Origin of the sequence: Eudoraea sp., assembly GCF_049669105.1 — a bacterium.
Lineage (GTDB): Bacteria > Bacteroidota > Bacteroidia > Flavobacteriales > Flavobacteriaceae > Eudoraea.
In genome coordinates this window covers 1-11,048 of the sequence record NZ_JBATKE010000013.1, presented here as the reverse complement: position 1 = coordinate 11,048, position 11,048 = coordinate 1, and the positions used below count along the sequence as shown (strand labels likewise).

Genomic DNA, 11,048 nt, shown 5'->3' with positions numbered 1-11,048 from the left:
GCCCTTGTGTTACAATTTTTGGTTCTGCCAGAACCAAAGAGGATGCCAATTATTACCAACTTACTGTAAATGTTGCCAAAAAAGTATCCGAAGCTGGTTATGGTATTATTACAGGCGGAGGTCCAGGTATTATGGAAGCCGGTAATAAAGGAGCGCATTTGGCTGGAGGAACTTCAGTCGGACTGAATATAGATCTTCCTTTCGAACAACATGACAACCCTTACATTGATGATGACAAGAGCCTGGATTTTGATTATTTCTTTGTACGAAAGGTAATGTTTGTAAAATATTCGCAAGCATTTGTGGTTTTACCTGGAGGATTTGGTACGCTTGATGAACTCTTCGAAGCAATTACGCTAATTCAAACAAATAAAATTGGTAAATTTCCTATTATTCTGGTCGGAGCGTCATTTTGGAAAGGTTTGATGGACTGGATTAAGAGCACCATGCTGAATGCAGGAAATATTAGTAAGACAGATCTCGATTTAATACGCATTGTTGATACAGAGGAAGAGGTTGTAGAAATTATTGATGCTTTCTACAAAGGCCATACCTTGAGTCCAAATTTTTAAATCATATATGTTACTACAGCGCATTCCAACTTTTCTGTTAATAACTGCTCACCTATATTTCATATTTGGCATTGGTGGTATTTATGCGCAACATAATAACAACCTAAAAGCCACCTTGGAGTCCGAAACCAGGGAAATTAATATCCAACAGGAATTTGAATATTTAAATGATTCACAGGATACCCTAAGCGTATTGTATTTTAATGATTGGGCAAATGCCTATTCCGATAAAAATACTGCTCTTGCAAAACGATTCGCGGAGGAATTTAAAAAGAGTCTTCATTTAGCCAAAGAAAAAGATCGGGGCAGGACAGAAATTTTTACAATTGTAGATGATGAATACCGAGCTATCTCCTGGGGTAGAACTTTAGGTCTGGATATCATTAAAATTGAACTTAATAAGCCTTTGGCTCCGGGTAATTCTGCTAAATTATTTATTACATATACTGTTAAGCTCCCGCCAAATAAATATACTCCCTATGGATATAACAATGAAGGAGGTTATTATTTAAAAGATTGGTATCTCACACCGGCGGTTTATGACGGTCAATGGCAATTGTATTCAAACAAAAATCTTGAAGACCTTCATACGGGAAATACAAATACCAATATTATTTTCAGCTATCCAGATTCGTTATTCTTTGGCACTAATTTCAAGGAAGTGAATATAACAGGTTTTCCAGGAAAAAAACAGGCTACCTTGGAAGGGGTAAACAGGAAGAGTTGTTACATTATTCTGAATTCACTAAAAAAGTTCACAAAACATGTCACTCCGGAACTTATAGTAGTTACAGATCTAAAGGCGACAAAATATGATGAAATTTCACAGGGCGTTTCAATTAATAGGATTTCGCGCTTTATTCATGATAACCTGGGAGACTTTCCTTATGAGCAGCTATTGGTGAGTGAAGTGGATTTTAATAAAAACCCAATTTATGGGTTAAATCAGCTACCTTCTTTTATACGACCTTATGAGAAGCAGTTCCAGTTTGAAATGACATTTATGAAAACTGCACTTAACAGTTATATGAGAGAATCCATATTCCTTAATCCAAGAAAGGAAAAATGGGTAGGAGATGCAGTGATCAATTACATGATGATAAAATTCGTAGAAGAGTTTTATCCCGATCAAAAAATGCTTGGAAAACTATCTAAGGGTTGGTTGATTAAAGGATTTCATTTGGCGCAAATGGATTTCAATGAGCAATATTCCTTTTTATATATGTTTACAGCTAGAAAAAACCTCGATCAGGCGCTCAGCACACCTAATGACTCCCTTATAAAATTTAATCAGAAAATAGCCAATACTTATAAAGCAGGACTCGGCTTGGCCTATCTCGCCGATTACACGAGTGTTGATAAGATTGATTCAGCTATCAAAGAGTTTTATGAACAATATAAATTAAAATCTGTAGGACCATCTGATTTCGAGCGTATTTTAAAGGAGAATTCCGAAAAGGATATCGATTGGTTTTTTAAGAGCTATGTCTCAACCGACGACCGTATTGATTTTAAGATTTCCAAAGTGATTAAAACACAGGATTCGCTGTATGTAACTCTTAAAAACAAAACAGGCACAGACGCTCCAATATCCTTATTCGGATTGAAAAAAAACGAGGTAATATCTGAATATTGGTTTGATGGAATCAAAACCGAACAAACTTTTAGTATACCGCGAAATTTAGAAGATAAGTTAGTCCTTAATTACGATCATACCATTCCGGAATTTAATCAGAGAGATAACTGGAAAGCGTTAAAGGGTTTCTTTCTCAGTAATAAAAAATTAAAATTTCAATTTTTTAAAGACGCAGAAGATCCCTATTACAACCAAATTTTTTACATGCCAACTTTGGGTTTTAATATATATGATGGCCTAAGTCCGGGGATTAGATTAACTAATAAAACACTTCTTGAACGACCTTTTGTATTTGATTTTTCTCCAGAGTATTCTTTCAAGGAAAAAACATTAGTCGGAAATGGTAAACTTACTTACAGGCACTATCATGGAAAGAGTGGATTTTACGTTACTGATTATGCACTACGCGGATCTTCTTCTCATTTTCAAGTCAATTCGCGCTATAGCACATTTACCCCCTCCATTAGTTTTGGATGGCGCCCTGAAGACCTTATTTCCAATAAACGGCAGTTGCTTACCTTGAGATATGTTAATGTGTTTAGAAATATTGATCCAAGCCTTGATATAGAAACCGATCCGGATTATAGCGTATTGAATGCAAGGTTTAGAAATACAAACAACGGAATTATCGACTATTTTTCATGGTTTGCTGACGCTCAGCACTCTTCTGACTTTACCAAATTGTCTTTCAATCTCGAGTACCGGAAATTATTTATAAATAATACCCAATTTAACTTTCGCTTTTTCGCCGGAAAGTTTTTAAGAAATAAGACAACCGGAGATTATTTTAGTTTCGCCCTGGATAGGCCCACCGATTATTTATTTGATTACAATTACCTGGGCAGATCTGAAGATTCGGGGATATGGAGTCAACAACTAATTATTGCAGAAGGTGGGTTTAAATCTCAATTGGAGAACCCTTTTTCTAACGATTGGATCGCTACCACTAATTCCAGCGTTAATATTTGGAGATGGGTAGAAGTGTATGGTGATTTAGGGTTTATCAAAAACCAAAATCAGCCGACAAGATTCGTATATGACTCAGGGATACGTCTTAATTTACTTACAGATTATTTTGAATTATATTTTCCCATATATTCAAATAATGGCTGGGAAATTGCACAGCCCAACTATGCAGAAAGAATTCGCTTTATAGTAACCCTAAGTCCTAAAACTCTAATAGGTCTTTTCACCAGACAATGGTTTTAGAAATTATGCTTTTCTTAGAAAAATAGTCATTTTCTAAATTATTTATAATCAGCAGTTGTTTTTTAGTGATTTTTTTGCTGATTCATTAATAAAAAACCACTTTTTTTGATTGTAAAAACCATCCCTTTTTTATATTTTTGCTGCAAATCTTTCCCTAATGAGTTTAAAACTACAAACCAGTGATGATATTTCCTTTGAGGATTTTAGGGCACAGATTTTAACAGATTATGAAATAGCAGTCACCAGCCGTGAGTGTAGTCTTTTAGGGCGAAGAGAGGTTCTGACAGGTAAAGCCAAATTTGGAATTTTTGGAGATGGAAAGGAATTGCCTCAATTAGCAATGGCCAGATCTTTCAGAAACGGGGACTTTAGAAGCGGTTACTATAGAGATCAAACTTTTATGATGGCTCTCGGGCAACTAAGCCCTAAAGACCTTTTTCACGGTCTTTACGCCACTACCGATATAGAAAAAGAGCCCATGAGTGCCGGGAGGCAAATGGGTGGTCATTTCGGATCTTACAGCCTTAATCCGGACGGTTCATGGAAAGACCTCACCGAACAAAAAAATAGTAGTCCTGATATATCTCCGACCGCAGGTCAGATGCCACGACTTCTTGGTCTGGCTCAGGCTTCGAAAATCTACCGCAATGTCAAAGGGATTGATAGCACTAAGTTTTCCAATAATGGAAATGAAGTAGCCTGGGGTACAATAGGCAATGCCAGCACATCTGAAGGTCATTTTTTTGAAACATTCAATGCAGCTGGCGTTTTACAAGTACCTATGATTATTAGTGTATGGGATGATCAGTATGGAATTTCAGTGCCTGCCAGATTCCAGACAACCAAAGAAGATATTTCAGAAGTTCTTAAAGGATTCCAAAGAGATGAAACTAATAAGGGTTATGAGATTCTAAAAGTAAAAGGCTACGATTATACTGCACTAATTCATGCCTATGAAAATGCTTCAGAACTCGCAAGGGAAGAGCATATCCCTGTACTAATTCATGTTACAGAACTCACACAACCACAAGGGCATTCAACTTCAGGATCACAGGAGAGATATAAAAGCGAGGATAGATTACTCTGGGAAAAAGAAAATGATTGTAACAAGCGATTCAGAGAATGGATACTGGAAAATAAAATTACGGATAATGAATCATTGTTAGCTCTTGAATTAGCTATTAAAAAAGAAGTCAGAATCGCAAAAAAGGAGGCTTGGCTAGAATTCTTATCCCCTCATAAAGAGGCCAAAAAAGTCCTAATAGGACTTTTGGATAAACTGGCTATGAACAGCCCTAACAGGGCGTTTATAACTAAAATCAAGAATGACCTTATTGCTATTGAAGAGCCCTTAAAAAAAGATTTAGCCTCCAACTCTAGAAAGGCCCTTCGCCATGTAATTGGTGAAAATTCTAAGGAAAAAGATGCCTTGTTAAAATGGGTTGAAAATTTCCTTGAGGACTCACAAATAAAATTTAGCTCACACCTTTATAGTGAATTATCTAACAAGGCAACAAACATTGAAGAAATAAGACCTATATACAATGATAAGCCTGAAAAAGTAGATGGCAGGATTATTCTAAGAGATAATTTTGATAAGCTTTTTGGCAAATATCCACAAGCGCTCATTTTTGGAGAAGATAGCGGTGCTATTGGCGATGTAAACCAGGGGTTAGAGGGGCTCCAGCAGAAATATGGTGAATTGCGAATTGCGGATACAGGTATACGAGAGGCTACTATTATTGGACAAGGAATTGGGTTGGCACTAAGGGGCCTTAGACCAATAGTGGAAATACAATATCTGGATTATCTGCTATATGGCCTGCAGACTTTAAGTGATGATCTGGCAACTTTGCTATACCGCACAGTTGGCAAACAAAAAGCTCCTTTAATTGTCCGTACACGTGGACATCGCCTAGAGGGTATTTGGCATTCCGGTTCTCAAATGGGCGGTATTATACACTTTCTTAGAGGCATGTATTTGTTGGTGCCCAGGAATATGACTAAAGCAGCGGGCTTTTATAATACATTAATGAAAAGTGATGAACCGGCATTAATTATTGAAAGTTTAAACGGATATAGGCTTAAAGAAGACAAACCAAATAACCTGGGTGAAATTTGCACCCCTATCGGAGTAGTTGAAATTGTTAAAGAAGGTTCTGATATTACACTTTTGTCTTACGGTTCTACCCTGCGTATAGTGCAACATACTGCCCAGGAATTAATAGGAGTAGGAATTGATGCAGAGGTGATTGATGCGCAGTCTTTGCTCCCTTTTGACCTTAGTAATACTGTCCTGAGCAGTATTAAAAAAACCAATAGACTATTGATCATTGATGAAGATGTACCCGGTGGATGCGCAGCTTATCTCATGCAGGATATTATTGAACGTCAGGGAGCTTATAAATACCTGGACAGCGCGCCTCAATCCCTTACGGCAAAAGCTCACAGACCGGCATATGCTTCAGATGGGGACTATTTTTCTAAACCAAATGCGGAGGACATGTTTGAAAAAGTATATGATATTATGCATGAGGCAAATCCGGCTGAATATCCAAAACTCCGCTGATAGAAATACTCTGTAATCATCTTACCTTAGTCTCGATTCACTAACCAATATTCCTGTATCATGGCACTAAACTGTCATATTATATTTGGTGAATTCTAACCTAATTGACAAAAAGTTCTCAAAAAAAAAGCTTACTTTAGATTCTCCAATCTTAAAAAAAATGACTAAAAAACTTAAAAGTGATATTGGTCTGGCAGTTCTCCGTATTCTTCCTTCGGCCTTTTTATTGTCTCACGGTATTCCCAAATTGCAAAAACTTTTAAACGGAGATTTTCAATTTGCCGATCCTATTGGAATCGGCTCTACACCTTCTCTGTTTCTCGCGGTTATTGGGGAATTCATTTGCCCTATACTCGTAATAATTGGTTTTAAAACCCGTTGGGCCTCCTTGCCAGTTGTAATAACAATGGCAGTAGCTGCTTTTATTGTTCACGGTTCAGATCCTTTCGGAAAAAAAGAACTCGCTCTATTGTATTTAATGAGTTTCGCGCTTATAATACTGCTTGGTCCGGGACGTTATAGTATCGACAAAAAATAGACTTTCTATATTATTTTAACCAGAAGTTCTTTTAGAAGATCAGCTTGTGAAATATTATAAGCCCCTACCCCTTTTCCTTTTAAGTCCATTTCACGTAAATAAGCAATAATATTGCTAACCCGCTTCATAGGATAATTTTTGGATGCTATCTGAAACTCTCCCACAAAATAAGGGTTGATCCGTAAAGCTGAAGCCACATTCTTGGGCGAATGGTCAGATAGACCGTGATATTGTAATAACTGTGTGAAAAAATTATGCAAAAGGCTAACGGTCACAACAAATGGATTATCTTTTGGATTCTGGGCAAAATAATTTATAATTCTGGTGGCTTTTACAATATTTTTTTCTCCTATTGCTTTTTTTAATTCAAAATTATTATAGTCTTTGCTTATTCCTATATGTTTTTCTATCAGATCGGGGTTTATTTCGGTGTTCTTTGGAAGTACTAATTGTAATTTTTCCAATTCATTATTAATTCTGCTCAGGTCTGTTCCAAGATACTCCACTAATAAAACTGAAGCCTTATGTGAAATGGCATAACCCTTCTGTTTTAAGGTTAGTCTTATCCAATCTGAAACCTGATTTTCATATAGCTTTTTGCTGTCAAAAATGACACTTCCATTTCCAAGAAGAGTTTTGTGCAATTTTTTGCGCTTGTCCAGTTTTTTATATTTATAACAGAATACAAGTACGGTGGATGTCTGTGGATTTACAGCATAAGAAGATAATTCCTCTATATTTCTTGATAAATGCTGTGCTTCCTTAACAATAACTACCTGTCTTTCAGACATCATGGGATATCTCTTGGCATTAGCCAACACCTGCTCCAGTGATGTTTCCTTCCCGTATAAAACCATTTGATTAAAACCTTTCTCCTCCTCGGTAAGAATGTTATCACTAATAAACTGAGCTATTTTATCAATATAATAAGGTTCATCGCCCATCAAAAAATAAATAGGGCTTATGTTCCCGTTGCGGATGTCATTTACAATCTGCTTTACTTCTTCCATCCAAAAAAAATTACCAAATTTGCTTTATGCTATCTCTCAATTTTCCCAGCTACAATTTCCGATTCAAAAGTAGCGAAAATAAGCAGCAGATTTTTGATATAATACGCAAAAAATTTGTTAGCCTGCAGCCCGAGGAATGGGTACGGCAGCACGTAATTCATTTTTTATGCATGGATAAGAAATACCCAACGTCTTTAATTAATGTTGAAAAAACCTTATCATTAAACGGTTTGAGAAAAAGATATGATGTGGTAGTCTTCAATAGCGATGGTAGTATCCACATTCTTGTTGAATGTAAATCGCCAAACGTCACAGTCTCGCAGGTTGTTTTCGATCAGATCGCACGATATAACATGAAAATGCAAGCAGAATACCTTATGGTAACTAATGGTTTAGATCATTTTTATTGTAATATGAATTATGAAGAAGAAAAATATTCATTTTTAAGACAAATTCCTGATTTTAGCCGTTAATTTGCAACCGTTTTGAAATTTGCAATCGTCATACTTAATTGGAATGGAGAAGCCCTCCTGGAACGTTACTTGCCTCTGGTAGTACAATATTCCGGCAACGCTGATATCTATGTGGCAGATAATGCCTCCACGGATGGTTCTGTGGCTTTTGTTAAAAAAAACTATCCCAGTGTAAACCTTATTCAAAATAGTTCAAATTATGGTTTTGCTAAAGGATACAACGACGCTTTAAAACAGGTTGATGCTGACATCTATTGCCTTTTAAATTCTGATGTTGAAGTTACCCCCGGTTGGCTTGAACCTATAAAAGAAGCGTTTCTGAAGATTCCCGAGGCCTCAATAATACAACCCAAAATTCTAGACCTGTTACGCCGGGATTATTTTGAATATGCGGGAGCGGCAGGTGGTTTTTTAGATCAGTTTGGATATCCGTTCTGCAGGGGGCGTATCTTTCAAACTATCGAGAAAGATGAAGGGCAGTATGATGATACTACAGAAGTATTCTGGGCAACCGGTGCCAGTATGTTTGTAAAAAGTGATGTTTTCCATGATCTTGGTGGATTTGATGAAGACTATTTTGCACACCAGGAAGAGGTTGACCTATGTTGGCGAGCGCAAAATAAGGGACTAAAGGTTTACTGCGTTGGAGGCTCACATGTATATCATCTCGGAGGATCGACACTAAGTAATATGAACCCGAAAAAAACTTTTTTGAATTTTAGAAATTCACTTTATTCCATCACTAAAAACCTGCCCCGTAAGAAAGCATTTCCCATTATTATTGTTCGACTGTTCCTGGACGGTATAGCAGCCATTCGATTTATTTTACAACTTAAACCTGTTCATTGTTTGGCAATTATTAAAGCACATTTAAGCTATTACCGGCATTTTGGTAAAATGTATAAAAAAAGGGAAAAAGCCAATTTTATCACAATGTATCATATTACAAAATCCATAGTGTGGTCTTATTTCGTAGATCATGTAAAGAATTTTAACATTTTAGTAAAAGATTAACTAATTTTGACAAATCAAAGGAAATCAAATGTCATAATTTTACGTTTTATTAGGTATAGGTTCATTAAAAAACAAACAATTAATTTTATATAAACATTATTATGAAAAAATTTATTCTAGGCTTTTTGGGAATGGCAGTTCTTTTATCATCTTGCGTATCGCAAAAGAAATATGCCGAATTAGAAACTAAACAAAAAGAAACGCAGGACCTTTTAAATTCCGCTACAGTTAAATTGAATTCCTGTCTTGAGGAAAAGGCAACAGCGGATGCAAGATTACAAACTTTGGAAGATCAGAATGCATTCCTGAAATCAAATAATCAGGAATTAATAAATAATATGGGGAACTTAACCACCCTAACAACAAAAGGTGCAGAAAATCTTGAGAAGTCTTTAGAAAGTCTGCAGGAAAAAGATCTTACCATTCGTAAATTACAAAATGCTATCACCAGACGAGATTCTGTGAACCTGGCTCTAGTACAAAGCCTCAAAGGCGTTCTCGGGAACTTGGATGATGAGGATATAGAAATTAGTGTTGAAAAGGGTGTGGTTTTTGTTTCAATTTCAGACAAACTTTTATTTAGTAGTGGTAGCTACAACATAACTGCAAGAGCTAAAGAAGTATTAGGAAAAGTAGCCCAAGTAGTTAACAACAAACCTGATTTTGAGTTTATGGTGGAAGGACACACAGATGATGTTCCTTATAGAAAAGGTGTATTACTAGACAACTGGGATTTAAGTGTAAAAAGATCTACTGCAGTAGTTCGTATTTTACAAAATGATTATGGAGTAGATCCAAAAAGAATGACTGCAGCTGGAAGAGCAGAGTATGTCCCTGTTTCTCCAACAGATAAAGCCAGAAACAGGAGAACGAGAATTGTTGTTCTTCCAAAAATTGATCAGTTCTATAGTATGATTGAAGAAGGAATGAAAGATCCTGCTATAAACGACTAAATATTAAATTATCTAATAATTAAACCGCGGTCTTTGATCGCGGTTTTTTTTATATAATATCCGGGTCTCCTTTCCCTACACGAATTACTTCTGGTTCATCTCCTGAAAGATCAATAACAGTGGACCCTAAATTACCTCCATATCCCCCATCAATAACAATGTCTACCAAATTATGCCACTTCTCAAAAATTAACTCAGGATCTGTAGTATACTCCAAAAGTTCATCTTCATCTCTTATGGAAGTAGAAACAATGGGGTTGCCCAAGCCTTCCACAAGAGCCCTAGCAATATTATTATCCGGAACTCTTATTCCCACAGTCTTTCTTTTCTTAAAATCCTTAGGCAATTTACTGCTGCCTGGCAATATAAAAGTATAAGGGCCGGGAAGTGCTCGCTTTAGAATCTTAAAAGTTGGTGTATCTAATTGCCTGACGTAATCTGAAAGATTACTGAGGTCTGCACAAACAAAGGACCAGTACGCTTTTTCTAATTTAATTCCCTTTATACGAGCAATTTTTTCCATGGCCTTGGTATTAGTAATATCACAGCCTAGTCCATAAACCGTATCTGTAGGATATATGATCAAACCTCCCTTTCGCAGGATGGATACCACCTTATCTATTTCCTTTGGATTAGGATTCTGCTCGTATATTTTAATGAATTCGGCCATTTTCTTACTAAATATTTGAAGTAAATATTTTTGCGGGTAACCCCAAATTAAAAGAATAAGAGTTCTATTTTACCTGATAGACACGAACATAGTCGACCTCCATAACGGCAGGAAAAATGGCGTCATTCACTCCTTCCAAACCTCCCCAATCTCCTCCAACAGCTATATTCATTAAAAAATAAAAAGGTCCAGAAAAAGGCCAATTTTCCACATTAGAAATAGCCGGACGAGGAAATCTAAGCTTAATATTCTCTATATCGTCTATGTAGAATTTTAGGTACTTGTCAGTCCACAGAATGCCATAATTGTGAAATTCTTCTTCTATGGTCTCCAGTATAACCGGACCGGAAGTTACTTGCGTTCCGTCTTTATGATTATTAGCAACACTGTGAATGGAAAAATGA

The 11,048-nt window shown here is 36.4% G+C and carries 10 protein-coding genes; 7 read left to right on the top strand and 3 right to left on the bottom strand.

Annotated elements, in window-relative coordinates; all coding sequences use genetic code 11:
* From WBM60_RS01040 to WBM60_RS01025, 4 genes are all read left to right on the top strand, one after another.
* Positions 1-572 (top strand): TIGR00730 family Rossman fold protein (locus WBM60_RS01040; protein ID WP_424282650.1); only part of this gene is annotated, 572 nt, incomplete at its 5' end.
* A gap of 7 nt (positions 573-579) precedes the next feature.
* Positions 580-3,417 (top strand): metalloprotease, encoded by a 2,838-nt coding sequence (locus WBM60_RS01035; protein WP_424282649.1) that lies wholly within the window; start codon positions 580-582, stop codon positions 3,415-3,417.
* 157 nt (positions 3,418-3,574) lie between these two features.
* Positions 3,575-5,986 carry an alpha-ketoacid dehydrogenase subunit alpha/beta gene (locus WBM60_RS01030; protein ID WP_424282648.1) on the top strand — a complete coding sequence of 804 codons (2,412 nt, stop codon included), beginning with the start codon at positions 3,575-3,577 and terminating at the stop codon, positions 5,984-5,986.
* 160 nt (positions 5,987-6,146) lie between these two features.
* A complete protein-coding gene (locus tag WBM60_RS01025; protein WP_424259410.1) occupies positions 6,147-6,524 on the top strand; it encodes a DoxX family protein in 378 nt (125 codons plus the stop codon).
* Between the two features lie 5 nt (positions 6,525-6,529).
* On the opposite strand, the gene holA is transcribed toward WBM60_RS01025, so the two are convergent.
* Positions 6,530-7,534, bottom strand: a complete 1,005-nt coding sequence (gene holA / locus WBM60_RS01020) for a DNA polymerase III subunit delta (protein WP_424282647.1) — start codon at positions 7,532-7,534, stop codon at positions 6,530-6,532.
* A 26-nt stretch (positions 7,535-7,560) separates the two neighbouring features.
* Between holA and WBM60_RS01015 the strand changes: the two genes are divergently transcribed.
* From WBM60_RS01015 to WBM60_RS01005, 3 genes are all read left to right on the top strand, one after another.
* Positions 7,561-8,007 (top strand): type I restriction enzyme HsdR N-terminal domain-containing protein, encoded by a 447-nt coding sequence (locus tag WBM60_RS01015; RefSeq protein WP_424276934.1) that lies wholly within the window; start codon positions 7,561-7,563, stop codon positions 8,005-8,007.
* A 12-nt stretch (positions 8,008-8,019) separates the two neighbouring features.
* The gene (locus tag WBM60_RS01010) at positions 8,020-9,021 is read left to right on the top strand and encodes a glycosyltransferase family 2 protein (RefSeq protein WP_424276935.1); all 1,002 of its coding nucleotides are present in this window, start codon (positions 8,020-8,022) and stop codon (positions 9,019-9,021) included.
* A 101-nt stretch (positions 9,022-9,122) separates the two neighbouring features.
* Positions 9,123-9,974 (top strand): OmpA family protein, encoded by an 852-nt coding sequence (locus WBM60_RS01005; RefSeq protein ID WP_299162630.1) that lies wholly within the window; start codon positions 9,123-9,125, stop codon positions 9,972-9,974.
* A 49-nt stretch (positions 9,975-10,023) separates the two neighbouring features.
* Here WBM60_RS01005 and WBM60_RS01000 read toward each other — a convergent pair whose 3' ends face one another.
* Entirely contained in the window at positions 10,024-10,644 is a 621-nt protein-coding gene (locus WBM60_RS01000) for an L-threonylcarbamoyladenylate synthase (RefSeq protein ID WP_424276936.1), read from the bottom strand.
* 64 nt (positions 10,645-10,708) lie between these two features.
* The coding region (locus WBM60_RS00995) for a glycoside hydrolase family 16 protein (protein ID WP_424282646.1) at positions 10,709-11,048 on the bottom strand (340 nt) is incomplete at its 5' end.